The sequence below is a fragment of the Streptomyces sp. NRRL F-5123 genome (assembly GCF_000721495.1).
Lineage (GTDB): Bacteria > Actinomycetota > Actinomycetes > Streptomycetales > Streptomycetaceae > Actinacidiphila.
In genome coordinates this window covers 86056-111238 of record NZ_JOHY01000034.1, presented here as the reverse complement: position 1 = coordinate 111238, position 25183 = coordinate 86056, and the positions used below count along the sequence as shown (strand labels likewise).

Sequence of the window (25183 nt, the reverse complement as noted above, 5' to 3'; positions counted from 1 at the left end):
TGCTCCGGCCATCCTGCCAAAGCGGCGGCGAAATGTCTGTGAGGTCAATCCCGCACCGATCCGGCTCAACCATCCCGTGCTGTCCGCTTTCGGCTGGAACCCCTCCCGTCCGCCGGCCCCCGTCCGTCCCCTCCGGCACCGCAACGCTCCGAACTCCGACCGCAAGAACTGCGCAATCTCATGAAGTTGCTCGGCACAGACACGAAATACCGAGCGCACGCACCTTGTGCCGTCGGTCCGGAGGGTCCTAAATTCACCCTCACCGCCGCCGCCCGCGCGCGGCGGAACCCCCACCCGAGGTGTCCCGAGAGAATCGAGCTGTCGATGGCGAGATGGTCAACAGGCCCGCGGCGAAGAGCCGTTGTGGCGGTCGCGGCGGTCACCGCGACCGCTGCGGCGTTCGGCGTGCTGGGTGCCGGAGCGGCGGCGGCCAAGGGGGCGGGGCAGGCCGGGCAGGGCAAGGCCCGGGTCACCCGGGCGGCGCTGGACCCGGCGCTGACCGCCGGGCGCGGTGCGAGCGTCGGCTTCGCCGAGCAGGAGGCCGAGAACGCGGTCACGAACGGCACGGTCATCGGGCCGGGGAGGGACGCGTACACGCTGCCCGCGGAGGCGTCGGGCCGCAGCGCGGTGACGCTCCAGCCGGGGCAGTACGTCGAGTTCACGCTGCCGAGCGCGGCCAACGCGATCAACGTGCGCTACAGCATCCCGGACGCCCCCGAGGGCGGCGGGCTCACCTCCCCGCTGAAGGTGGGCGTCGGCGGCACGACGAGGACCATGACGCTGACCTCGCAGTACGCCTGGCTCTACAACCTCTACCCGTTCTCGAACGACCCGGGCGCCGACATCCTGCACCCGGACTACTGGGTCACCGAGTGCGGCTGCGTCCCGCAGGACACCACCCCGGCGCCGGTCTTCGCCAAGCCCTTCCGGCCCAACCACTTCTACGACGAGCAGCGGCTGCTGCTGGGCCGTACGTACAAGGCGGGCGAGAAGGTGCGGCTGTCCGTGCCCGCCGGGGCCGCGGCCACCACGGTCGACCTGCTGGACTCGCAGCTCGTCGCGCCGCCGAAGGTGGATCTGCCGGCGGCCGACGTGCTGCTGTTCGGCGCCGACCCGACCGGGCACCGCGACTCGGCGGCGGCGATCGACAAGGCCGTCGCGTTCGCGCAGCGCGCCCACCTCAAGGTCTACATCCCGCCGGGCACGTACCAGGTCAGCCGGCACATCGTCGTCGACCACGTCACGATCGAGGGCGCGGGCAGCTGGTACACGATCCTCAAGGGCCACCAAGTGGACCTCGCCACGCCCGCCCCTGGGGGTACCTCCCAGCCCGAAGGGCCTGGGGGAGGATCTGTGCACACCGGGGTCGGTTTCTACGGCAAGGACGCGGCGCAGGGCGGCAGTTCGGACGTCCACCTGTCCGGTTTCGCGATCGAGGGCGACGTCCGCGAGCGCATCGACACCGACCAGGTCAACGGCGTCGGCGGCGCGCTCAGCAACTCCACGATCGACGGCCTGTACATCCAGCACACCAAGGTCGGCATGTGGTTCGACGGGCCGATGAGCAATCTGAGGATCACCAACAACGTGGTCGTCGACCAGATCGCCGACGGCATCAACTTCCACACCGGCGTGACGCGTTCGGTCATCTCGAACAACTTCCTGCGCAACACCGGTGACGACGCGCTCGCGTTGTGGTCGGACAAGGTCGAGGACGCGGGCAACACCGTCGACCACAACACCGTGCAGACCCCCGTCCTCGCCAACGGCATCGCCCTCTACGGCGGCACGGACAACACCGTCTCGGCGAACCTGATCGCCGACCCCGTCCGCGAGGGCAGCGCGATCCAGGTCGGCTCCCGCTTCGGCGCCGAGCCCTTCACCGGCTCGCTGAAGATCACCGACAACACCACGGTGCGCGCGGGCACGTACGAGCTGAACTGGAACATCGGGCTCGGCGCGATCTGGTTCTACGCGCTGGAGAAGAACATCGACGCCGACATCCAGGTGACCGGCGACCACTTCCTCGACAGCACCTACAACGCGATCATGCTGGTCACCGACTTCCCGGTGAAGGACCGGTACACGATCACCGACGTGCACTTCAAGGACATCCAGGTCGACGGCACCGGCACCTCCGTACTCAGTGCCCGGTCCGCGGGCGGCGCGACCTTCGAGAACGTCGATGCCCGCAACGTCGGGGCCGTGGGCGTCAACAACTGCGGCTCGTTCAACTTCACCCCGGCGGGTCGACCGAGTAGGCCCACTACGAGGCCGATCCGGCGCCTTGCGACGCACCGCACCGGACGCCGCAAGCTACCGGCAAACCCTCCCGGTCACAGCACTGGGGCGAACCGGCCGCCGGCCGCCCGGGTCCCTGACACCCGGGCGGCCGGCGGCTCGCGCGTACCCGGGACATCCGGCGATTCCCGGCGTTCACCCGGTCGCGCCCCGGGGTTCGCCCCGTGGTCGAGGCGGTGTCGCCGGGCCGGTGTGGGATGGCTGGTCGCACCCGTGCGGCGACAGGACCCGCGGGCCGGACGTACCACGCGCAGCGCACCACAACCCGGAGGACCCGTGTCCGCAGCCGAGGCCGTATCGGCCCAGGAGAATCCCGCAGGCCCGGCAGCCCGCCCGCCGCAAGCCGCAGGCGGGCGGCTGCGCGCGTGGGCCCGGGGCAGCGTCGCGCTGCGGGCGGGCGCGGGGGCCGCGGTGCTGGCCTGCGTGCTCTTCTGCCTCGGCGGCGCGCTCGCCGGCAGCTACCCGCTCGGCTCGCACACCCGCAACGTCGTCGACCTCGGCAACCAGTACCTGCCCTACCACGTGTACTGGCGCAAGGTGCTGCTCGGCGGCGCCGACGGCGACCTCTTCGTCAACTGGAACTCCGGCTTCGGCACGAACTTCCTCGGCGACATCGGCACCTACCTGAGCAGCCCCTTCGACCTCATGGTCGTGCTCTTCCCGGCCGACCGCCCGGAGCTGGCGCTCTACGTCATCACCGTCGCCAAGGTCACCGCGGCCGGAGCCGCGATGGCGGTGCTGCTGCTGCGGCTGCGCCGCGGGCCCTGGCCGCTCGCCGCGCTGCTCGGCGCCGCGTACGCGCTGTCCGGATGGACGCTCGACAACGGCGCGGTCGTGCCGATGTGGCTCGACGGCCTGTTCGCCTTCCCGATGCTGTGCCTGGTCGGCGAGTGGGCGCGCACCGCCCGCCGCCCGGTCATCGCCCCGCTGGTCGTCGCGCTCGCGTGGGTGTCGAACTTCTACACCGCCTACATGGCCACCCTCGGCGCCGCGATCGTGCTGCTGGTACGCCTCTTCACCGCGGAAGGGAGCGAGACCGCCCGCAAGCGGCTGCTCACGCTGCTGCACGCGGCCCGCGGGATGCTCATCGGCGTCGGGCTCGCCGCCCCGCTGGTGCTGGTGATCTACAAGGCCACCAAGGTCGCCGACCCGACCCCGAAGGTGACCTTCGAGCCCGCCGCCTGGGCCGACATCGCCGCCCGCTTCCTGCCCGCGACGACCAGCACCGCGACCCCCGCCCTCTACATCGGCACCCCCGCGCTCGTACTCGCCCTGACCCTGCCCTTCAACCGGGCGGTCGCCGTACGCGTACGGGCCTGGTGGTCGGCCGCCGCGGTGCTCGTGACGCTGTCGCTCAACTGGGAGCCCACCCACCTGGTCTGGCACGCCGGGGCCTCACCCAACGGCGTGCCCTACCGACAGACCTTCGTGCTGTGCGGGCTGCTGCTGATCGCCGGGTGGCTGTCCGCCGCCGACGGGCTGCCCGCGCTGCCGGCGCTGCTCGGCGGCACCGCCCTGGTGCTGCTCATCGCGCTCGCCGGGCACGGCCGCCAGGCCGACGACCGCTGGACCTACCGCGTCTTCGCGCTCGCCCTGGTCCTCGGGCTTGCCGCCGCCGCCGCGCTGCTGCTCCGGCAGCGGTACGGGTGGGGCGCGCGGGCGCTGCCGGCAGCCGCCGTCGTCCTGCTGCTGCTCGCGCAGGGCGGGGAGTCCGCGGTGTCCGCGAGCCGGGTCGTCAAGGACCAGCTCAAGGAGGTGTCCTGGACGCCGCGGCTCGGCCCGGCCCAGCAGGACATGGCCGCGGAGGTCGCCGCCAAGGACGACTGGCCGCGCTCGCGCACCGACCCCGGCGACGTACCCGGCGGCAACGACGAACTGGTCGTCGGCGGCCAGGGCGCCGAGTACTACAGCAGCCTCACCTCCGACATCACCTCCTGGACGCTGTCCGAGCTGGGCTTCGGCCACTACGCCAAGGGCCGCCACCCGGTGACGCTCGACAACCCGGTCACCGACGCGATCTTCTCCATCGGCACCCGCATGCACTCCACCCCCACCGCGAAGCCCAGCAGCACCGAACTGCCGCGCGCCACCACAACGTCCACCACCACCCCGGTCCCGCCGCTGGTCACCGTCCGGCCGGACCTGGACCTCGCCCGTACGGCCCCGCAGTGGACCGACTCCGCCTTCAGCAACCAGGAACTCCTGCTCGGCGCCACCGTCTACGACCAGCCGCACGTCACCCGCACCGACACCGGTACCGGCAAGGCGCTGCTCACCGCGACCTGCGCGCCCGGCTCCCCGGTCTACTTCTGGGCCCCGCAGTACAAGGGCACCGCGGCGCTCGGCGGCGCCGCGCCGGTCGGCGTGGACGGCCACCTGCCCGCCGTCCGCGCCCCGATGGTGCCCGTCGGCACCGTCCCCGCCTCCGGCCGCGCCGAGGTCGCGCTGAGCTTCTTCGGCCACCTGCGGCTCCCGGAGCAGCCCCTCGGCTGCCTGGACCGCGGGCGCCTCACCGCCGCCGTGCAGAAGCTCACGGCCACCGGGGCGACCGCCGTGCACATCGACGGCCACCACCTCTCGGCCACCCTCCCGGCGGGCAGCACGGGCACCGCGCTCGTCGCCGTCCCCCGGATCGAGGGCTGGAGCTGCTCGGCCGGCGGTGGCCCGGCCAAGCCCGCCCACAAGTACCTCGGCCTCGTCGCGGTGCCGCTGGACGGCAAGGCCACCACGCTGGCCTGCGACTTCACCCCGCCCGGCCTCAAGCTCGGCGGCGCGGCCGGCGGCGCGGCACTCGTCGCCCTGATCGCGACGGGGCTGTGGTACCGGCGGGTGAAGCGCCGGGACGGGGCGGCCGGGGCACTACCCTCGGCGGCATGAGCGATCACCACACCGATCAGCACGGCGGCCAGTTCGAGACCCTGGCCATCCACGCCGGGCAGCCCGCGGACGCCGCCACCGGCGCCGTCGTCACCCCGATCTACCAGGTGTCGACGTACAAGCAGGACGGCGTCGGCGGGCTGCGGGGCGGCTACGAGTACAGCCGGTCGGCGAATCCGACCAGGACCGCGCTCGAAGCCAACCTCGCGGCCCTCGAAGGCGGCCGCCGCGGGCTCGCCTTCGCTTCCGGCCTCGCCGCGGAGGACTGCCTGCTGCGTACGGTCCTGGCCCCCGGCGACCACGTCGTGATCCCCAACGACGCGTACGGCGGCACCTTCCGGCTCTTCTCCCGGGTCGTGGAGCGCTGGGGCGTGTCCTGGTCGGTCGCCGACACCTCCGACATCCAGGCGGTGCGCGCCGCGCTGCGGCCGGAGACCAAGGTCATCTGGGTCGAGACGCCGTCCAACCCGCTGCTGGGCGTCTCCGACATCGCCGCGCTCGCCGGGGTCGCCCGGCAGGCGGGCGTGCGGCTGGTGGTCGACAACACCTTCGCCAGCCCGTACCTGCAGCAGCCGCTCGCGCTCGGCGCGGACGTCGTCGTGCACTCCACGACCAAGTACATGGGCGGCCACTCCGACGTCGTCGGCGGCGCCCTGGTCACCTCCGACGCCACGCTCGGCGACGAACTCGCCTACCACCAGAACGCGATGGGCGCGGTGGCCGGGCCGTTCGACGCCTGGCTCGTCATGCGCGGCATCAAGACGCTCGCGGTGCGCATGGACCGGCACAGTGCCAACGCCGCCCGCGTCGTCGAGCTGCTGACGGCCCATCCGAAGGTCACCCACGTCCTCTACCCGGGCCTGCCGGAGCACCCGGGCCACGAGATCGCGGCCAAGCAGATGCGGGCCTTCGGCGGGATGGTGTCCTTCCGCGTCGCGGGCGGCGAGGAGGCGGCGGTCGAGGTGTGCAACCGGGCCGGGCTCTTCACGCTGGGCGAGTCGCTCGGTGGCGTCGAGTCGCTCATCGAGCACCCGGGCCGGATGACGCACGCCTCGGCGGCGGGCTCCGCCCTCGAAGTGCCCGCGGACCTGGTACGGCTGTCGGTCGGCATCGAGTCCGCCGACGACCTGCTGGCCGACCTCACGCAGGCGCTGGGCTGACGTCGAGGGGCCGGTGTTCCGAGCCGGGAATCCGCCTCACGGCACGCGGGGCAGACGGGGTAACAGCGGCGGCGGGATGCGCGCCGTGACCGTCTGCCCCCACCACGTGCCGTCGCCGGTGCCGCCGCCCCCGCCGGGATCGTCCGGCCAGTACAGGACCGCGAGGACGATCCCGGCCGCCACCGCGGCCGCCAGCAGCACCCACAGGGCGCGGGCCAGCACCCGGCGGCGGCGTACCGTGCGCCGTCCCCGCGCGGTCGCCTCCGCGACCAGGCCCGCGGGCACGATCGGGTGCGGGGTGTCGAGCAGCCTGCGCACCTCGTCGTCGCGCCGGTTGCGCGCCGGGCTCACCGGGCCGCTCCGTGCACCTCGCGGTGCGGGCGCGTGCCGCCCGGGAGGTCGCTCGGGGGGCCGCCCGGGCCGTCGCCCGAGCGGGCCTCGGCGACGCTGCGCGGCGGCGGGCCCGGTGGGCGGCTGCGCAGGGTCGCGGCGGCGCGGGCGCAGATCGCCCGGACGCGGTCGGTGGGCAGCCCCAGTTGCGCGGCGGTCTGCTCCTCGGCGACGCCCTCGAAGTAGCGCATCGTGACGATCATCCGCTCCTGCGGGGTCAGCCGGTTCAGCACCCCGCCGCGCGGCCTGCGCCAGAACGGGCGGGACGCGAAGCGCCGCACCAACTCGGCCCGGGCCTGGTCGTAGGGGTCGTCGGAGCGCATCCGCAGCCAGTCCGCGTAGGTGCGGGCCAAGGTCGCGCCGAGCAGCCGCTCGGCCTGCTCGCGGTCGCCGGTGAGCAGGGTCGCGGTGTGCAGCAGCCGTCCTGCCGCCCCGGCGGTGAACGCCGCGAACTCGGCGTCTCGTCGGGTCTCAGCTGCCGCCCGGCGCTTCCCCACGCGGCCATGGGACGGCAACCGGGTGTTCCGGGTCAAGACCTCTGCCCGTCCCCCTTGCGACCGGATGCCACCCCGGTACGCGACCGATGCGCGACCGGCGCACGTCCGGCCCCGCAGACCCCGCGGGCCCCGCACGCAGCCCGGCCGGCTCACGCCCCGGCGACCCCGCCCGCCCCGCTGGCCGCGCCCTGCACCGCAGGGTCGTCGTCACCGCGGGACAGCCCGGCGTGCCAGTCGGCGAGCCCGGCGTTGAAGCGGATGAGCAGCGCGGTGAAAAGCTCCCGTTCCTGGTCCGTCCAGCCCTCGGTGACCTGGGCCATCAGGCGGCGGCGCGAGTCGCGTACGTCGTCCAGCCGGGCACGGCCGCGCGGGGAGACCGCGAGCACCACGGCCCGCCCGTCGTCGGGGTGCGACGTGCGCTTGACCAGGCCGGTGTCGACCAGCGGGGCCACCTGCCGGGTGACCGTCGAGGAGTCGATGCCCATGGACTCCGCGAGCGCCTTGACGCCCATCGGTCCCTCCCGGTCGAGCCGGTTGAGCAGCAGGTAGGCGGCGCGGTCCATGGAGTTGCGGGCCTTGCCTACGCCGCCGAGCCGGGTCTGCTCGGCGCGGCGCGCGAAGAGGGCCACCTGGTGCTGGAGGCGCTCCAGGAGTTCGGTCGAGGTCTCCGTCGGTTTGGACATGACCTTGAAGCTCGCGTTCTGTCGATTCAACAAGAGGGACGGATGCTGCGGGATGGTGCGGGGGTGGCGCCGGGGTGGTGCGGAGGGTCGTACGGAGGATAAGACGCTCGAAGGAGCGGGAAGTTGGGATGAAGAGTACGCGGCCGGGCCGCCCCAGTTACCCCGCACGCACAAACCGCAACCGGGTTCTGACCCTGCTGTGCGGCCCGCGGCGCACCCCTGCCCCCGGGCGTGTCCCCCAACCCTGCGCGCCGCGCGCGCAGGCGGCTGCGAGACTGGTCGTATGGACCGACCGGTTTCCGCCGCGCCCCACCCGATCACCCTCGACGACGTGCGCGGCGCCCACAAGATGCTCTCCGGCGTGGCCCGGATGACCGCGCTGGAAAGCAGCCGGCATCTGTCGTCCCTCATCGGCTCGCCCGTCCACCTCAAGTGCGAGAACCTCCAGCGCACCGGCTCCTTCAAGATCCGCGGCGCGTACGTGCGGATCGCGGGCCTGCGCCCCGAGGAGCGCGCGGCCGGCGTGGTCGCGGCCAGCGCCGGCAACCACGCGCAGGGCGTCGCGCTCGCCGCCTCGCTCCTCGGGGTGCGCTCGACCGTCTTCATGCCGGTCGGCGCCCCGCTGCCGAAGGTCGCCGCGACCCGCGACTACGGGGCGGAGGTGCGGCTGCACGGCACGGTCGTCGACGAGACGCTGCGCGCCGCGATCCGCTACGCCGAGGAGACCGGCGCGGTCTTCATCCACCCCTTCGACCACCCGGACATCATCGCCGGGCAGGGCACGGTGGGCCTGGAGATCCTGGAGCAGTGCCCCGAGGTGCGCACGATCGTGGTGGGCGTCGGCGGCGGCGGTTTCGCGGCGGGCATCGCGGTCGCGGTCAAGGCGCTGCGGCCGGACGTGCGGATCGTCGGCGTGCAGGCGGCGGGCGCCGCCGCGTACCCGCCCTCGCTCCAGGCGGGCCGCCCGGTCGCGCTCGGCCAGGTGGCCACGATGGCCGACGGCATCATGGTCGGCCGCCCGGGTGACGTACCGTTCGCGCTGATCAGGGACCTGGTCGACGACGTCGTCACGGTCTCGGAGGACGAGCTGTCGTCGGCGCTGCTGCTGTGCCTGGAGCGCGCCAAGCTGGTCGTCGAGCCCGCCGGGGCGAGCCCGGTCGCGGCGCTGCTGGCCGCGCCGGACGCGTACGAGGGGCCGGTCGTCGCGGTGCTGTCGGGCGGCAACGTCGACCCGCTGCTGCTGCAGCGCATCCTGCGGCACGGCATGTCGGCGGCGGGCCGCTACCTGTCGCTGCGGCTGCGGCTGACGGACCGGCCGGGGGCGCTCGCGACGCTTCTGGGGGTGTTGTCAGTGGTGGACGCTAACGTGCTCGACGTCAGTCATGTGCGGACCGACCCGCGGCTCGGGCTCACCGAGGCGGAGGTCGAACTGCACCTGGAGACCAAGGGTCCCGAGCACTGCGCCGCGGTCGGCGCGGCGCTGGAGGACGCCGGGTACGTGGTGATCGCCTGACTCCCGCGACGGTCCGCTGCCGGACGTGTACGCGCCAGGGTTGACGCGATATATCGCGTCTGGCATTCTCGCGGTGTATCGCGAAAAGGCCGCCCCGGTCGTCCGTGGACGGCACCGGCGCACCCGGTGCCGATGAGTTTCGGCCGGCCGACCGGTCGTACAGCCGTACAGCCGTACAAGCGAATCAGCCAGTCGCAGCCCTCCGGGCACCTCGAGGGCTCACGCACCAAGTACACGCAAGTGACGGGAGCGAAAAATGCCGGGCGCCATCCATGCCGAGGGTCTGGTCAAGACCTTCGGCGATGTCAGGGCACTGGGGGGAGTGGACCTTGACGTGCCGGAAGGCACGGTCCTCGGTTTGCTCGGGCCCAACGGGGCGGGGAAGACCACCGCCGTCCGCGTCCTGACCACCCTTCTGCAGCCGGACAGCGGCACCGCGACCGTTGCCGGTATCGACGTGGTCAAGCACCCCAACGAGGTCCGCCGGCACATCGGCCTGTCGGGCCAGTTCGCCGCCGTCGACGAGTTCCTCACCGGCCGGGAGAACCTCCAGATGGTCGGCGAGCTCTACCAGCTCAGCGCCAAGGCCGCCCGGCGGCGGGCCGACGAGCTGCTGGAGCGCTTCAACCTCGCCGACGCCGCCAACCGCATCTCCAAGACCTACTCCGGCGGTATGCGCCGCCGGCTGGACCTGGCCGCCGCCCTCGTGGTCAGCCCGCCGGTGATGTTCATGGACGAGCCGAGCACCGGCCTCGACCCGCGCAACCGCCAGCAGCTGTGGGAGGTCATGGAGGACCTGGTCGCGGGCGGCACCACCATGCTGCTCACCACGCAGTACCTGGAGGAGGCCGACCACCTGGCCCACGACATCTGCGTCATCGACCACGGCAAGGTCATCGCCCGCGGCACGTCCGACCAGCTCAAGGCGCAGACCGGCGGGGAGCGCGTCGAGGTCGTCGTGCACGACCGCGAGCGCATCGAGGACGCCGCCCGCGCCCTGCGCCAGCACGGCAAGGGCGACGCCAAGATCGAGCAGCACACCCGCAAGATCACCATCCCGATCACCGGCGGCGCCAAGCTGCTCGCCGAGATCATCCGCGACCTGGACACCCAGGGCATCGAGATCGACGACATCGGCCTGCGCCGCCCGACGCTCGACGACGTCTTCATCTCCCTCACCGGCCACGCCGCAGAGGTGCCCGAGAACGGCGACGGCGAGGAGTCCGCAGACGTGTCCGGGTCCGGGTCCGGTCCCGAGGACGGCGCCGACGCCTCCGGCAGCACCGTGAAGGAGGGCGCCAAGTGAGCGCCGCGACCGAGACCCCGCAGCTGACCCTCGCGCCCCGGCCGCGCGGCGGCATCGTGCAGTCCGCGCACGACTCGCTCGTGGTGGCCAAGCGCAACCTGCTGCGGATGATGCGCATCCCCGAGGTCGTGATCTTCGGCCTCGTCCAGCCGATCATGTTCGTGGTGCTGTTCAGCTACGTCTTCGGCGGCTCCGTCGCCGTCGGCGGCTCCCTCAGTCCCACCGCCTACCGCAACTTCCTCATGGCGGGCATCTTCGCGCAGACCGTCACCTTCGCCACCGCGGGCGCCGGCGCCGGTATCGCCGACGACATGAGCAAGGGCCTCATCGACCGCTTCCGCTCGCTGCCGATGTCCCGCGGCGCGGTCCTCACCGGCCGCACCCTCGCGGACTCGGTGCAGACCGCGCTCACCGTGGTGGTGCTCGCGTGCGTCGGCCTGCTGGTCGGCTGGCGCATCCACAACGGGGTGGGCAGGATGTTCGGCGCCTTCGCGCTGCTGCTGCTCCTCGGCTACGCGTTCTCCTGGATCGGCGCGCTCATCGGCCTGTCCGTGCGCAGCCCGGAGGCGGCCACCTCCGGCGGCCTGATCTGGCTCTTCCCGGTCACCTTCGTGTCCAACGCCTTCGTGGACTCCTCGCAGATGCCGGGCTGGCTGCAGCCGGTCGCCGACTGGAACCCGTTCAGCGCGACCGTCCAGGCCTGCCGTGTGCTCTTCGGCAACCCGGGCGTGAGCCGGTCCGGCGCCTGGCCGATGGAGCACCCGGTGTGGGCGTCGCTGATCTGGTCGGTGGTCATCATCGCCGTCTTCCGCACCTGGGCGGTCCACAAGTACCGCTCCGCGACGGCGTAACGCCGTACGGGACACCCCCGGCGGACACACGGGAGCCCCCGGCGGCCTGGCCGCCGGGGGCTCCCGTACGTCTTCCGTCCCCGCGTGTCAGCCCCGGTAGGGCTTGACCTCCAGGATCTTCACCGACGCCGACTTGCCGTTCGGCAGCTCGTACGTGGCGTCCTCGCCCGCGCGCCTGCCCGCCACGCCGCGGCCCAGCGGCGACTGCGGCGAATACGTCTCCAGGTCGCTGGAGATGCCCTCGCGCGAGCCCAGCAGGAAGGTCAGGGTGTCGTCGGGGTCGCCGTCGAAGGCGATCGTGACCACCATGCCCGGGGCGACGACACCGTCGTCCGCCGGGGCCTCGCCGACCTTGGCCGTCTCCAGGATCTGGTTGAGCTGCCGGATGCGCAGCTCCAGCTTGCCCTGGTCCTCGCGCGCCGCGTGGTAACCGGCGTTCTCCTTGAGATCGCCTTCCTGGCGGGCTTCCTCGATCTTGGCGACGATCTCGGCGCGCGCCGGACCAGACAGATGGGCCAGCTCGGCCTTGAGCTGGTCGTACGCCGCCTGAGTCAGCCAGGTGACGTTGTCGCTGGTCTGGGTCACAGAGTGCTCCTCGTCGGTGCTGTCGTGAAGAATTGCATTGCCACCGGTAGCCGGGACGAAACCACGAGCCTAACAATTACCGGCGACGGACGGGAGCGGATAAGTCCGCCGAACGCGTCAGAAAGCGTCAGCCCGCCGACCCCGTACCGGGCCCTCCGGCGGGCCCGTCAGGACCTCGTTCAGCTGCCGGACGGGCTGCTGCAGCCGAGCAGCTCGCCGGTCTCGCCGCGGGCGGTGGTACGCACCGTGACCAGGGTGTCCACGTCCTTGGCGTGCCGGTCGATGCGGACGTCCTTGCGGCCGACCTCGTTGTGGTCGGCGTCCACCGAGCGCAGCGTGCACACCGTGACGGTGTCCGTGCCCTTGTGGACCTCCAGGTGGATCTGCACCTCCTGGTCGGACACCGCCTCGAAGGCCACCACCTGCGCGCTGACCTTGTCACCCGACAGCGTGTCGTAGCCGTACCAGCCGACGCCGGCGGCGACGAGCACGCCCGCCACGATCGCCGCGATCCGCAGCTTGCGGTCGGCCCGCGCGTCCGCGCCGGGCCCGTAGCGGCCCGCGGGCGGGGTCGGGGTACCGGTCGTACCGGCCTGCACAGCCGTCATGATCGTCACTCCCGTTCACCGGCCCGCGGAATTATTGGTCCCCCCGCTCGGTCACTATAGGAGGCGTGCCCTCTCCGCCGACCGAGGGGGTTCAACGGATCACCGGACTTTGAGGACAGCAGCCTTGACTGAGCAGCTTCGACTGATGGCCGTACACGCTCACCCCGACGACGAGTCGAGCAAGGGTGCCGCCACGATGGCCAAGTACGTGTCAGAAGGGGTGGACGTGCTGGTGGCCACCTGCACCGGGGGCGAGCGCGGCTCGGTGCTCAACCCCAAGCTCCAGGGTGACCCCTACATCGAGGAGCACATCCACGAGGTGCGGGCCCGCGAGATGGACCTGGCCCGCGAGATCCTGGGCGTCAAGCAGTCCTGGCTCGGCTTCGTCGACTCGGGCCTGCCCGAGGGCGACCCGCTGCCGCCGCTGCCCGAGGGCTGCTTCGGCCTCGTGGACGTCGACGAGGCGGCCGGCGCGCTGGTGAAGCTGATCCGCGAATTCCGCCCGCACGTCATCACGACGTACGACGAGAACGGCGGCTACCCGCACCCCGACCACATCATGACCCACAAGATCAGCATGGTCGCGTTCGACGCCGCCGGCGACCCCGAGCGCTACCCCGAGGCCGGCGAGCCCTGGACGCCGCTCAAGCTCTACTACAACCAGGGCTTCAACAAGCCCCGCACCCTCGCCCTGCACGAGGCCCTGGAAGCGCGCGGCATGGAATCCCCCTACGGCGAGTGGCTCAAGCGCTGGGAGGAGTTCGCCCGCCCCGAGCGGAACATCTCCACCCACGTGCCCTGCGCGGAGTTCTTCGAGACCCGCGACAAGGCGCTGCTCGCGCACGCCACCCAGATCGACCCCGACGGCGGCTGGTTCCGCGTCCCGATGGACCTCCAGCAGGAGGTCTGGCCCTACGAGGACTACGAGCTCGCGAAGTCCCGCGTGGACGTCTCCCTCCCCGAGGACGACCTCTTTGCAGGCATCCGGGAGGCCTAGGCGACAATGGGGAGCGTGATTGCATCCCAGGCCTCCCACGCCGTCTCCGGCCACCCCCTGGTTCACCTCGCCGAGGTGAACCAGGACAAGGTGACGCCGGGGCTCCTCGGATTCGTGATCTTCGCTGCGATTGCCGCGGGGTTGTGGTTCCTCATGAAGAACATGGGCAAGCAGATGAAGAAGATCGACTTCGAGGAGGAGGAAGCGCCTCCGGCGGTTGACCGCGTCTCCACCCCGGCCCCCAGGACGCCCGGGTCCTGACCCGCGGGCTCCCGGGCGGGGCTGCCCTTGCGCAGGGCGGCACTCCAGGGGCGCGTGGGGTACCGCCCAGCCCCCACCCGGGCGCGGGTCGTCACCGGCCCGAAGGGGCGGTTCGGTCTCGTACCGGACCACCGGCCGCGAGCGAAGCGAGATGGGGGTACCCCCAGGCGAAGCTGTGGGGGAGGGTTGCTCGCGCAGTTCTCCCCCAGAGCTTCGCCTGGGAGATACCCCCACGCGCCCCTGAAAACGTGTGCCCGGCGCGGCGGGGGCGCGCCCTGAAAACGCCGGCCCGGCGCGGGCACACGTACCCCCCTAGGTTGGGACGGCCATGATCATGCGGGCCGCGCGGCCGGGGGTCATGGTGAGGCGCCACGCCTCCCAGGGGTCGCCGGGCGAGATGGAGCCGCGCTCCAGGAGGAGCGCGTACGCGGCGGCGTAGCCGTCCATGTCGAGGTCCCGCCCCTGGTACGGCTCGCGCGCGGCAAGCCCGTGCAGATCGGCGAGGGCCTGCTGCGTACCCTCCGGGGAGAGCAGCGGGAGGACGGTCGCGCGCAGGAACACCGCCCAGTCCCGCCCGCGCCGGTCGCCGACCGAGGCGAAGAGCCCCTGCGCCTCCTCCAGCAGGGTCAGCGCCTCGACGAGCCGCTCGTTGCCCGCGTCGATGACCGCCAGCTCCACGCAACACCACGCCTCGCCGTGCTCCACGCCGATCCGGCGGAAGTCCTGCCGGGCGTCCTGCAGCAGCTGCCGCGCGAAGCCGCTGTTGCGCAGGTTTCCGGTACGGGCGGCCCGCTGGTCGCGGGTGACGCGGGCGGAATTGTGCCGGGCGCACGCCAGCCCGTACACGTCCCGCATCCGGGAGAACATCGTCCGGGAGCGCTCCAGCGTGCGCAGCGCCGCGTCCGTGCTGCCGTTCTCCTCCAGCGCCAGGCCCAGGTAGTACAGCGACCAGGCCTCGCCGCGGGCGTCCTCGCTCGCGCGGTGCCGCTGGACCGCGGCGTCGAGGTCGGCGGACGCCTCGCGCGCCTCGCCGCGCAGCAGCCGGGCCCGGGCGAGCTGGGTCGTCGTCCAGGCGGTGCCGCGCGGGTCGCGGGCCTGCGCGTACGCCTGGCCCGCGGCGCGCAGCTCGCGCTCGCCCCGGTCGAGGCGGCCGAGCAGCAGATACACCTGGCCGAGCTGGAGGTGCGCCCACGCCTGGCCCTGCACGCTCTCGTTGGCCCGGTGCAGCTCCAGCGACTCGTGCAGCAGCTCCAGCGCGCCCGCGAGCTGCCCCATGTCGCGCAGCACCGCGGCCAGCGCGTGCATCGTCCAGGCCCGGTCCTCCTCCAGCTCCGGGGTCTGCTGGATCGCCAGCGCCTCGCGCAGCTTCACCTCGGCCTCGCGCAGGTTGCCCTGGTGGTGCAGGGTGATGCCCAGGCTGTCCAGCGCGCGGGCGGCGCCCGCCGGGTGCTGCGCCTCGAAGTACAGGTCCACCACGGTGCTCAGCGTCGACTTGGCGCGGTCCAGCTCGCCGAGCTGCCGGGCCGCGATGCCCGTGCGCCACTGCACCGAGCGCACCAGCACCGAGCGGTCCTCGTCCTGGCCGTCGCGGGACGTCCTGGCCTGCTGCGCCTGCGCCAGCTCGCTGATCTCGCCCAGCCGGTAGAGGTCGCCGCGCAGCAGGCAGTAGTCGCACAGGGCCCCCAGCAGCGACTGCACCGCCGCCCGGTCGACGCCCTCGGTCTCGCGCAGCGCCGCCGTGATGAAGCTGGACTCCTCGTCCAGCCAGCGCAGCGCCGCCTCCAGCGACGCGAACCCGTACTGCCCGAAGCGCCCGGCGCGCGTCGAGGTCTTGCCCTCCACCAGCCGCACCACCGTGTTGGCCAGGTCGGCGTACGAGATGATCAGCCGCTCGTGCGCGGCCGCCCGCTCCGCCGGGTCCTCCTCGTCCAGCAGCCGCGCCGCCGCGAAGGCCCGCACCAGGTCGTGCGGGCGGTAGCGGCTGCCGCGCACATGGTCCACCAGCCCGGCCGCCGCCAGTTCGGCGAGCCGCCGGCCCGCCTCCTGGTCGTCGGTGGCCAGCAGCGCGGCCGCCGCCGCGGCTCCGAAGCTGGAGCGGCCGGCGAGCGCGAGCCGCCGCAGCAGGCGGCGGTTGGGCTCGGGCTGGTCGTGGTAGCGCAGCGCCAGTATCCGGTCCACCGCGGGCTGCGGGCCGAACATCTCGATGTCGCCGGCGAGTTGGTCGTATCCCTGGTGGTCGGCGAGCGCGGCGCCCGCGATCCGCAACGCCAGCGGCAGGCCCGCGCACAGCGCGCCGATCCGCTCGGCCTGCGTGGCGCCCGGCGCCTCCAGGCCCGCGGGCTCGGCCAGCCCGCGCAGCAGCGCGTGCGTGCCCGCGGGCGACAGCGGGCCCACCACCCGGTGGTGGACCCGCGCTTCCGGCAGGTCCAGTACCAGCGGCTCGCGCGCGGTCACCAGCACCAGGCTCTCCGAACGCTCCGGCACGAGCGCCTGGACCTGCGCGGCGTCGGTGGCGTCGTCCAGCACGATCACGACCGGCACGCCGGTCAGATGCTGCTGGTACTGCTCGCTCAGCCGGCGCAGATGCTGCTGGTTGTCCTGCCGGTCCTGGCGGTCCCGGAAGAGCAGCTGCTCGCGTGGCGCGCCCAGCCGGTTGAGCAGGTGCAGCAGCGCGTCCCGCGTCGGAAGGGCGGTACGCGACTCGTCCGCGCCCCGCAGGTCCACGACGCACGCGCCGCGGAACTGGTCCTTCAACTGCCGTGCCGCGCGCACCGCGAGCGACGTGCGGCCGCTGCCCGGGTCGCCGTGCAGCACCACCACGGTGGGCTGGACGGCGACCTGGGCGCGGGAGTGCTGGACCGCGCGCGTGATGAACGCGAGGTCCTCCTCGCGGCCCGCGAAAGGCCCGTCCACGACGGGAAGCTGCCCGAACGACCCGTCCAGTACGGCCCGGGTGCGGGCCGCGGCACTGCGGTCCGCACCCGGGCCGCCGGGGCGGCGCCCCTTGGGCAGGTCCGTGGCAGTGCGCACGAGCTGCACGAGGGGGGTGGACTTCTTCGCGGCCGGGTGCCTCCCGGCGGCGGGTTCGGGGCTCGTGGGGCCGCCGCCCCCGTCCTCGGCTGCCGAGGGGGGTGAGGGCTGCTCGGGCAGGCCGCTCCTGCCCGTGCCCTTCGTGGAGGGTGCCGGACGGTCTTCGGCGCCGCGGGGGGAGGGGGTGGAGGCGCTGGTGGGGGATCCGGTGGGGGTTCCGGTGGGGGCTGCCGCCGCTGCCTCCGCCTCCGCTTCGAGGAAGGGGCGGATGCCGCGGCGCTCCAGGGCCGCGAGCCACAACAGGCGCAGCTGCTCCGCGCCGCCGGGTGCGGTGCGTTCGTCGGCGCTCGCCGCGCGCCGGGCCGCCCGGCCGCGGGCCGCCGCCGTCCCGAGCGCCGCGACGCCCGCGGCTCCGACCGCCGCGCCCGTCGCCAGAGCGGCGCCCAAGGAGAGGCCCTGCCCCACGTCCACCCCGAACGCGGTCAGCGCGGCCACTCCGGTGGCCACGCCGCCCGCCGTCCGCCCGCCCGCGCCGGCCGCCCCGCGCGGTGCCGGGTGCCCCGCGGGGCCCGCCTCCAGCGCTCGCCGGTACGCGGCGTACTCGCCCGCCGCGGCGCCCGTGATCTCGTCGAACCGCTCCCGCGCGGCGCGCACCTGCGGCGCGGTGTCCGCGGCGCCCAGCTCCGCTGCCACCCGCGCCAACAGCCGCTCGGCCGCGGCGCGGTCCGTCTCCCGCAGCGCGATACGTGACTCCGGCACAGCATCCTCCCCCGGATGGTTGGTCGAGTGGGTTTCGTGCCCGCTCACGGTGCGCGCCAAGCGCGTGGCTCGGGCCCGGATTCGTCCCAAGTCTGTTACGTGGGGACGCTTCGTTCCGCGCGGTGCGGTTGTTGCGCGAGCTTCCGCCGGTGGGGGTTGCTCGCGCAGTTCTCCCCCATGGCTTCGCCTGGGAGGTGCCCCCACTCCTGCGGGGGCACCCCCGGATCGTCCCCCTCCCGGGGTCTCGTTGGCGGCTGCCTGCCGGTGGGGGTGAGTGTGCGGGGGACTGCGGTTCGCCCCCGACGGCGAGTCGTCCCACAGGTGGACAGAAGCTGTCGCTACTACCTGCACGGGTGGTGGGGGTGGGAAACACCCGCGCCGCCAGGCGCGGGAAACCCCCGCGGCGGGGAAGCCGCCGACGTACGTGCAGGGGCGCGGGCACCCCCACAGGTGGGGAGGCTCCTACTCCTCCCCGGAGGGGAGGGTGGCGGCGCGGCGGAGGAGGAGGGCGCGCTCGGCGGAGTTGCGGGTGAGAGCGGCGGCCCTGGCGAATTCGGCGCGGGCGGCGGACGTGCGGCCGAGTCGGGCGAGGAGGTCGCCCCGGACGCTGGGCAGCAGGTGGTAGTCGTCAAGAGCCCCGTCCGCGGCGACCGCGTCCGCGAGGGCGAGGCCGGCGGCGGGGCCGTCCGCCATGCCGACGGCGACCGCCCGGTTGAGCTCGACCACGGGGGAGGGCGCCGCAGCGCCCAGCGCGCGGTAGAGGTCGGCGATGCGGGCCCAGTCCGTGTCCTCGGCCCGGACCGCCTGGGCGTGGCACGCGGCGATGGCGGCCTGGAGCGCGTAGGGCCCGGGATCGGTGCCGCGTGCGCGGGCGGCGGCGTCGGCGCGGGCGAGTGCGGCGAAGCCGCGGTGGATGAGGAGCCGGTCCCACCGTCTGCGGTCCTGCTCCAGGAGGGTGACGGGGGTGCCGTCGGGCGCGGTGCGGGCGGCGGACCGGGAGGCCTGGACCTCCAGCAGCGCGGCGAGCCCGTGGACTTCGGGCTCGGCGGGCAGCAGCCCCTGGAGCACGCGGGCCAGCCGCAGGGCGTCCTCGCAGAGCGCGGGCCGCATCCAGTCGTCCCCGGCGGTCGCGGAGTAGCCCTCGTTGAAGATGAGGTAGACGACCTCCAGTACGGACGCGAGCCGCTCCGCGAGCTCGGCCCCGTACGGCACCTCGAAGGGCACCTTCTCCTTGGCGAGGGTGCGTTTGGCGCGCACGATGCGCTGGGCGACGGTGGGTTCGGCGACGAGGAAGGCGCGGGCGATCTCGTCGGTGGTGAGCCCGCCGAGCAGCCGGAGGGTGAGGGCGAGGCGCGCCTCGCGGGACAGCACGGGGTGGCAGGCGACGAAGACGAGCCGCAGCAGGTCGTCCTCGATGGCCTCGCCGGTGTCCGCGGGCTGCTCGAAGACGGCCGCGCCCTGGGCGATCTCCAGCTCGTGGCCGAGCAGCCGCAGCTTGCGGGCGAAGGCCTCGTTGCGGCGGACGAGGTCGATGCCGCGGCGCTTCGCGGTGGTCATGAGCCAGGCGCCGGGGTTGCGCGGCACGCCCTCGTGCGGCCACTGCTCCAGCGCGGCGACCAGCGCGTCCTGTGCGAGTTCCTCGGCGACGCCGATGTCGTGGACGAGCCGGGTGAGCCCCGCGACCAGCCGCGGCGACTCGATGCGCCAGACGGCTTCGACCGCGCGCCGCGCTTGCTGGTCCTCGGCTGCTGTCATGGGCACCCATGACAGCAGCCGCGGGGCGCCGGCGCAAAGCCGACGCCCCGCGTCGCGCGCTACTCGGGCTCCTCCACGAGCCGCACCTCGGCCTCGATCTCCCACTCGTCGCCGTGGATGGCGAGGAAGCGCGAGGCCCACTGGGTGGCCTCCTCCAGCGACTTGGCCTGGATGATCGCGTACCCCCCGATGACCTCCTTGGCCTCGGTGAACGGCCCGTCCAGCACCGTCTGCTTCCCCTTGACCTGCCGGATCACCGACGCCGGCTCGCTGGCCCGCAGCCCCCCGGTGTCGAGCATGACCCCCGCCTTGGCCATGTCCTCCAGCAGCTTCCCCATCTCCTCCATCAGCTCCGGGCTGGGCCCCTCGCTGGGCGCCTTGGTGGGGTCGAGCCGCAGCAGCATCATGTAACGCACAGTGTTCTCCTGGGTTCCGCTCGGTGCTCCGGCCTCCGGCCGGGGGGCGCTCTCCCGCGCCCTCACCAGTGCGTCGAACGGGACCCGGCCGTTTCGACACGGCGGGAGAAAATTTTTCCGGCCGGGTCAGCCCAGGTTCGTGAGGTCGATGTCCACGGCGAAGGGGACGGCCGCCTTGACCACGCCGGTGAAGACCTCGCCCTCCCGGTAGGTGTCGCTCGCCTGGTCCAGCAGGTAGGTGTACACCAGCGGCACCGTGCCCGCGGACTGCTCGATCCGCCAGTAGAAGGGAACACCCGCGCGGGCGTACTGCTGGAGCTTGACCACCCGGTCGGTGGTCTCCGAACCGGGGGAGACGACCTCGACCAGCAGCAGCACGTGCGCCGGCCGGGTCGGCGTGACGTCGATGGTGTCCGCCCGGTAGACCACGACGTCGGGGCGCCGGTTGATCAGCGGGACGTCCTGGAGGCGGACGTCGAAGTCCGTGTCCGCGTTCCACTCGGCACCGCCCGCCGCGTCGAGTGCGTTGGCGAGGATACGGGCGAGGCGGTTGTGCCACTTGGACACGCTCGGGCTCACGACGACGATTCCGTCCACGACCTCGATACCGGCGCACTGCTCGGGCGACCAGGATTCGTACTGCTCGGCGGTCACCAGCTCGTGCATCCATGCCGGCGTGATCATCCCCGCGCTCACGGCGTACCTCCTCCGTCGCCGAGCGGGCACCCTGCTGTCCGGACCAGGCTACGGGACGCGGGGTTGCAACACCGTGCGGCAAGGGCGGCGCCCCGGGCGGGGGGCGTGAGAGGGTGGCCGCGTGAATCGACTCGGGGACGCCACGTCGCCCTATCTGTTGCAGCATGCCGACAACCCGGTGGACTGGTGGCCGTGGGGGCCCGAGGCGTTCGGGGAGGCGCGGCGGCGGGGGGTGCCGGTGCTGCTGAGTGTGGGGTATTCGGCCTGCCACTGGTGCCATGTGATGGCGCACGAGTCGTTCGAGGACGAGGCGACCGCGGCGTATCTCAACGAGCACTTCGTGTCCGTCAAGGTCGACCGGGAGGAGCGGCCGGACGTCGACGCGGTGTACATGGAGGCGGTGCAGGCGGCCACCGGGCAGGGGGGGTGGCCGATGACGGTGTTCCTGACGGCGGAGGGGGAGCCGTTCTACTTCGGGACCTACTTCCCGCCGAAGCCGCGGCAGGGCATGCCGGCCTTCATGGAGGTGCTGCGCGGGGTGGTGGCGGCGTGGCGGGACCGGCGGGAGGAGGTCGCGGACGTCGCGGGGCGGATCGTGCGGGACCTCGCCGACCGGGGGCCGGTGTACGACGCCCACGGGCTGCCCGGCGAGGCGGAGATGGGGGCCGCGCTGCTGGGGCTGACGCGGGAGTACGACGCGCGGCGGGGCGGGTTCGGCGGGGCGCCGAAATTCCCGCCGTCCATGGCGCTGGAGTTCCTGCTGCGGCACCACGCGCGCACCGGCGCGGAGGGCGCGCTGCAGATGGCGCGGGACACGTGCGAGGCGATGGCCCGCGGTGGCATTTACGACCAGCTCGGCGGCGGCTTCGCCCGCTACAGCGTGGACCGGGAGTGGGTCGTGCCCCACTTCGAGAAGATGCTGTACGACAACGCCCTGTTGGCGAGGGTTTACGCGCATCTGTGGCGCGCCACCGGCTCGGACCTGGCCCGGCGGATCGCCCTGGAGACCGCGGACTTCATCGTCGGCGAACTCGCCACCGACGAGGGCGGCTTCGCGTCCGCGCTGGACGCCGACAGCGACGACGGCAGCGGCCGGCACGCCGAAGGCGCCTACTACGTCTGGACGCCCGAGCAGCTCGCGGCCGAGCTGGGCGAGGCTGACGGGAAGTTCGCCGCCGACTACTTCGGCGTCACCGACGAGGGCACCTTCGAGGAGGGCGCCTCCGTGCTGCAACTCCCGCAGGGCGGCGGGGTGGTGGACGCCGCCCGCGTCGCGTCCGTACGCGAACGGCTGCTCGGCGCGCGGGCCCGGCGGGCGCGGCCGGGGCGGGACGACAAGGTGGTCGCCGCCTGGAACGGGCTGGCCATCGCGGCGCTCGCCGAGACGGGGGCGTACTTCGACCGCACCGACCTCGTGCAGGCGGCGGTGGACGCGGCCGACCTGCTGGTGCGCGTGCACATGGACGGACGCGGCCGCCTCACCCGCACCTCGCGGGACGGCGTCGCGGGCGCCAACGACGGCGTGCTGGAGGACTACGCGGACGTCGCCGAGGGCTTCCTCGCGCTCTCCTCGGTGACCGGCGAGGGCGTCTGGCTCGACTTCGCCGGGCTGCTGCTGGACTCCGTCCTCCACCACTTCACCGGCGACGACGGCACCCTCTACGACACCGCCGACGACGCCGAGACCCTCATCCGGCGCCCGCAGGACCCCACCGACAACGCCACGCCCTCGGGCTGGACCGCGGCGGCCGGGGCGCTGCTGTCGTACGCCGCGCACACCGGCGCGGAGCCGCACCGCAGTGCCGCCGAGCGGGCGCTCGGCGTGGTCGGCGCGCTCGCGGGGCGCGCGCCGCGGTTCATCGGCTGGGGCCTGGCCGTCGCGGAGGCCGCACTCGACGGGCCGCGCGAGGTCGCCGTCGTGGGCGGCACCGGCGATCCGCTCACCGCCGACCGGATCGGCCTCGTAGCGGGCCTGCTCGGTCGATGCGGCAACGCAGCGAGGTGCCGTGCCGGGCGTCGCAAGCCGGTGAACCCTCCCGGTCACAGCACCAGCACTTCGGCGGCGGGTGCGGCCGAGGCCGGTGCGGGCCGGTGCCACTGCCGCACACCGCCGTGCGGCGGGACGGGCGTGCGCGGCGAGCGGGGCCGCGTAGGGCGGCAGTTGTCAAGGGGTCCGCAGGTCCAGGCCGTGCCGCAGCATCGCCAGGGTGCGGTCGAGGAGCAGGACGAAGTCCTCGTCGCGGTCGTGCTCCAGCCAGTACATCGTCGCCTCGTGCAGCGCCGCGAAGACGGCCGCCGCGAAGACCCGGACCTCCAGATCGTCCGCCCGCCGGCCGGTGCGCTCGGCGATGATGCCGCCGAGCAGCCGGCCGGTCGCGGACATGCTCTCGTGCGCGCGGGCGCGGATCGCGGGGACGTCCCGGACGAGTTCCTCGCGCCGGATCAGCTCCTCGCGGCCGTCCGGATCCCGCATCGCCCGGCCGAGGACGGCGTGCATGACGTGCCGCACGGACGCGAGGGGACGCTCGTCGAGCGGGCGGGCGCGCAGGACCTCCGCCATCTCGGCGTCGTAGTCGTCCGTCAGGACGATGTCCTCCTTGGTGGGGAAGTACCGGAAGACCGTGCTCGGTGAGACGTCCGCCTCAGCGGCGATCCGGTCCACGGGCGTGGCGTCGTAGCCCTGCTCCGCGAAGAGCCGGTAGGCCGCCCTGCGGATCGCCTGCCGGGTCGCCGCCTTCTTGCGTTCGCGCAGGCTGGGGGGCCGGGGCGGGGCGGTGGAGGGGGCGTCGTCGCAGGGGTAGGGCGGCATGTGCTCATTGTCGGGCATCCGCCCGCGGCTCGGCGAGCGCCCCGGCCGCGCCCGCAGCGCCCTCCGCGCCCGGCGAAGCGGACGCGCCCTCCGCCGCCTTCGTGTCCGCCCGCCCCGGCCGCGGGTTCGGCAGGAGGGCCGCCAGCAGCAGTCCAGCCGCCAGCGCGGCCGCCCCGCACACGGCGAGCGCGACGTCCATGCCGTGCGCGTAGGCCGCGTCCGCCGACGCGGCGAGGGCCTGGTGCCCGGTACGTACGGCCACCGCGTGCGCGCCGACCAGCGACTCGCGGGCCGCGTGCGCGGCGTCCGGCGACAGGCCCGCCGTGTCGAGACGGCTGCGGTAGGCCGCGGCCAGGACGCTGCCGAGGACAGCGACGCCCACGGCCGCGCCCGTCTGCCGCAGCGTCTGGAGCAGCCCGGACCCGCTGCCGGCGCGCTCGCGGGGGAGCGCGCCGAGCGCGCCGTTCATGGACGGGACGACGCTGAGCCCCAGCCCCGCCCCGGCGACGGCCAGCCACACCGCGATCCGCCCGTAGCCGTCCCCCGTGGAGGTGGTGGCGCCGAGGAAGCCGCCCGCGGCGAGCACCAGCAGGCCCGCGGTGATCACCGGGCGCGGGCCCGACTTCGCGACGAGCGCGGGGGCGAGCCGGGCGGCGACCGTCAGCCCGCCCATCATCGGCAGCAGCCGCAGCCCCGTGCCGAGCGCGTCATGGCCGAGGGCGCTCTGCAGGTACGAGGGCAGCACGAAGACCATGCCGGTGAGGATGAAGCTCACCAGCGTGGCGGCGACGGCGTTCCACAGGAAGCCGCGCTGCCGCAGCAGGCTCATGTCCAGCATCGGTCGCGCCACCCGGCGCTCGCGCAGCACGAGGACGGCCAGCAGCAGCGCCCCCGTGGCGAGCGCGGCGGCCACCACCGGGTCGCCCCAGCCGCGGCCGGGCGCCTCGATGATGCCGTAGACGAGCGCGCCGAGCCCCGCGGCGGCGCAGAAGGTGCTGGTGACGCGCACGCGCGGGGCGGCCGGGTCGCGGGTTTCGGGCAGCAGCCACACGCACGCGACGATGGCGAGTGCGACCAGCGGGATGTTGACCAGGAAGACCGAGCCCCACCAGAAGCTCTTCAGCAGCGCACCGCCGATGATCGGCCCGAGCGGCATGCCGAAGGCGACCGCGGTGCTGGCGATCGCCACGGCCCGGGGCCGCTCGGCGGGGCCGAACAGCCCGGGGATCACGGAGAGCGCGAGCGGCATGACGAAGGCGCCGCCGAGGCCCATCACCGTGCGGGCGACGATGACCCCGCCGGGGCTGCCGACCAGCGAGCCCAGGACCGACCCGGCGAGGAAGACCGCGAGCCCGGCGATGAGCATCCGGCGCCGTCCGAAGCGGTCGCCGAGGAGCCCGGCGGGCAGCATCGCGGCGGCGAAGACGACGGTGTAGGAGTCGACGATCCACTGCATGTCGCCGGTGGTGGCGCCGATCTCGTCGGCCATCGTCGGCAGGGCGACGTTGAGGATCGTGGTGTCGAAGCTGAGCACGAGCATGCTCAGGGCCAGTGCGACGAGCGCGAGCCAGCGCCGCGGATCCGGCTGCGGCGGGGAGGGCGGTGAGGACGGTGAGGACGGGGACGGGGGAGCGGACGGGGACGGGGGAGCGGAGGAGGGCATGGCGAAGCTCCTGCGATGCGAGTGAG

Annotated in this window: 18 protein-coding genes and 2 pseudogenes; 9 read left to right on the top strand and 11 right to left on the bottom strand. The window is 73.7% G+C overall.

Annotated features, from left to right (window positions below; genetic code table 11):
- Positions 1 to 324: 324 nt before the first annotated feature.
- The 3 genes and pseudogenes from IH54_RS0124505 to IH54_RS0124495 form a co-directional block, all read left to right on the top strand.
- Positions 325 to 2250, top strand: a pseudogene (locus IH54_RS0124505) (glycosyl hydrolase family 28-related protein); the annotation flags it as partial.
- 243 nt (positions 2251 to 2493) lie between these two features.
- The gene (locus tag IH54_RS0124500) at positions 2494 to 5178 is read left to right on the top strand and encodes a YfhO family protein (RefSeq protein ID WP_234343794.1); all 2685 of its coding nucleotides are present in this window, start codon (positions 2494 to 2496) and stop codon (positions 5176 to 5178) included.
- Positions 5175 to 6338, top strand: a complete 1164-nt coding sequence (locus IH54_RS0124495; protein WP_031520514.1) for a cystathionine gamma-synthase — start codon at positions 5175 to 5177, stop codon at positions 6336 to 6338. Before IH54_RS0124500 ends, IH54_RS0124495 begins: the two co-directional genes overlap by 4 nt.
- Before the next feature lie 36 nt (positions 6339 to 6374).
- Here the strand turns inward: IH54_RS0124495 and IH54_RS46280 are convergent, their stop codons facing one another.
- From IH54_RS46280 to IH54_RS0124480, 3 genes are all read right to left on the bottom strand, one after another.
- Positions 6375 to 6689 carry a hypothetical protein gene (locus IH54_RS46280; protein WP_063762366.1) on the bottom strand — a complete coding sequence of 105 codons (315 nt, stop codon included), beginning with the start codon at positions 6687 to 6689 and terminating at the stop codon, positions 6375 to 6377.
- Positions 6686 to 7225 carry a sigma factor-like helix-turn-helix DNA-binding protein gene (locus tag IH54_RS46275; protein WP_063762365.1) on the bottom strand — a complete coding sequence of 180 codons (540 nt, stop codon included), beginning with the start codon at positions 7223 to 7225 and terminating at the stop codon, positions 6686 to 6688. Before IH54_RS46275 ends, IH54_RS46280 begins: the two co-directional genes overlap by 4 nt.
- A 149-nt stretch (positions 7226 to 7374) precedes the next feature.
- On the bottom strand, positions 7375 to 7908 hold the full coding sequence (locus IH54_RS0124480; RefSeq protein ID WP_052397812.1) for a MarR family winged helix-turn-helix transcriptional regulator: 534 nt from the start codon (positions 7906 to 7908) through the stop codon (positions 7375 to 7377).
- Between the two features lie 283 nt (positions 7909 to 8191).
- On the opposite strand from IH54_RS0124480, the gene ilvA reads away from it, so the two are divergent.
- The 3 genes from ilvA (at position 8192) to IH54_RS0124465 (ending at position 11578) form a co-directional block, all read left to right on the top strand.
- Entirely contained in the window at positions 8192 to 9421 is a 1230-nt protein-coding gene (ilvA, locus tag IH54_RS0124475; protein WP_031520505.1) for a threonine ammonia-lyase, read from the top strand.
- Positions 9422 to 9677: 256 nt separating this feature from the next.
- The gene (locus IH54_RS0124470) at positions 9678 to 10727 is read left to right on the top strand and encodes an ATP-binding cassette domain-containing protein (RefSeq protein ID WP_052397811.1); all 1050 of its coding nucleotides are present in this window, start codon (positions 9678 to 9680) and stop codon (positions 10725 to 10727) included.
- Positions 10724 to 11578 (top strand): ABC transporter permease, encoded by an 855-nt coding sequence (locus tag IH54_RS0124465; protein ID WP_031520499.1) that lies wholly within the window; start codon positions 10724 to 10726, stop codon positions 11576 to 11578. The genes IH54_RS0124470 and IH54_RS0124465 overlap by 4 nt, the downstream gene beginning before the upstream one ends.
- Before the next feature lie 87 nt (positions 11579 to 11665).
- Here IH54_RS0124465 and greA read toward each other — a convergent pair whose 3' ends face one another.
- Together greA and IH54_RS0124455 are read right to left on the bottom strand one after the other, a co-directional pair.
- Entirely contained in the window at positions 11666 to 12163 is a 498-nt protein-coding gene (greA, locus tag IH54_RS0124460) for a transcription elongation factor GreA (protein ID WP_031520497.1), read from the bottom strand.
- A 179-nt stretch (positions 12164 to 12342) separates the two neighbouring features.
- On the bottom strand, positions 12343 to 12771 hold the full coding sequence (locus tag IH54_RS0124455) for a DUF4307 domain-containing protein (RefSeq protein WP_031520494.1): 429 nt from the start codon (positions 12769 to 12771) through the stop codon (positions 12343 to 12345).
- 124 nt (positions 12772 to 12895) lie between these two features.
- On the opposite strand from IH54_RS0124455, the gene mca reads away from it, so the two are divergent.
- Positions 12896 to 13768: a mycothiol conjugate amidase Mca gene (gene mca / locus IH54_RS0124450; protein ID WP_031520492.1), complete on the top strand. Its 873-nt coding sequence runs from the start codon at positions 12896 to 12898 to the stop codon at positions 13766 to 13768.
- Positions 13769 to 13783: 15 nt separating this feature from the next.
- Entirely contained in the window at positions 13784 to 14029 is a 246-nt protein-coding gene (locus tag IH54_RS0124445; RefSeq protein WP_234343780.1) for a hypothetical protein, read from the top strand.
- A 312-nt stretch (positions 14030 to 14341) separates the two neighbouring features.
- Here the strand turns inward: IH54_RS0124445 and IH54_RS0124440 are convergent, their stop codons facing one another.
- The 4 genes from IH54_RS0124440 to IH54_RS0124425 all read right to left on the bottom strand — a co-directional run bounded on the left by IH54_RS0124440 (position 14342) and on the right by IH54_RS0124425 (position 20673).
- Positions 14342 to 17818, bottom strand: coding sequence for a tetratricopeptide repeat protein (locus IH54_RS0124440; protein WP_031520488.1), 3477 nt, complete (start codon positions 17816 to 17818; stop codon positions 14342 to 14344).
- 462 nt (positions 17819 to 18280) lie between these two features.
- Positions 18281 to 19573: an RNA polymerase sigma factor gene (locus tag IH54_RS0124435; RefSeq protein ID WP_031520486.1), complete on the bottom strand. Its 1293-nt coding sequence runs from the start codon at positions 19571 to 19573 to the stop codon at positions 18281 to 18283.
- A 59-nt stretch (positions 19574 to 19632) separates the two neighbouring features.
- Positions 19633 to 19980 carry a YciI family protein gene (locus tag IH54_RS0124430; RefSeq protein WP_199923453.1) on the bottom strand — a complete coding sequence of 116 codons (348 nt, stop codon included), beginning with the start codon at positions 19978 to 19980 and terminating at the stop codon, positions 19633 to 19635.
- Positions 19981 to 20115: 135 nt separating this feature from the next.
- Positions 20116 to 20673 (bottom strand): Uma2 family endonuclease, encoded by a 558-nt coding sequence (locus tag IH54_RS0124425; RefSeq protein ID WP_420711800.1) that lies wholly within the window; start codon positions 20671 to 20673, stop codon positions 20116 to 20118.
- 133 nt (positions 20674 to 20806) lie between these two features.
- Here IH54_RS0124425 and IH54_RS0124420 point away from each other — a divergent pair.
- A pseudogene (locus tag IH54_RS0124420) lies at positions 20807 to 22633 on the top strand (thioredoxin domain-containing protein); the annotation flags it as partial.
- A 216-nt stretch (positions 22634 to 22849) separates the two neighbouring features.
- On the opposite strand, the gene IH54_RS43555 reads toward IH54_RS0124420, so the two are convergent.
- Together IH54_RS43555 and IH54_RS0124415 are read right to left on the bottom strand one after the other, a co-directional pair.
- Positions 22850 to 23494: a TetR/AcrR family transcriptional regulator gene (locus tag IH54_RS43555; RefSeq protein ID WP_199923452.1), complete on the bottom strand. Its 645-nt coding sequence runs from the start codon at positions 23492 to 23494 to the stop codon at positions 22850 to 22852.
- Positions 23495 to 23498: 4 nt separating this feature from the next.
- Complete coding sequence (locus IH54_RS0124415) at positions 23499 to 25157, bottom strand: MFS transporter (RefSeq protein ID WP_078862489.1); 1659 nt, start codon at positions 25155 to 25157, stop codon at positions 23499 to 23501.
- Between the last annotated feature and the right edge of the window lie 26 nt (positions 25158 to 25183).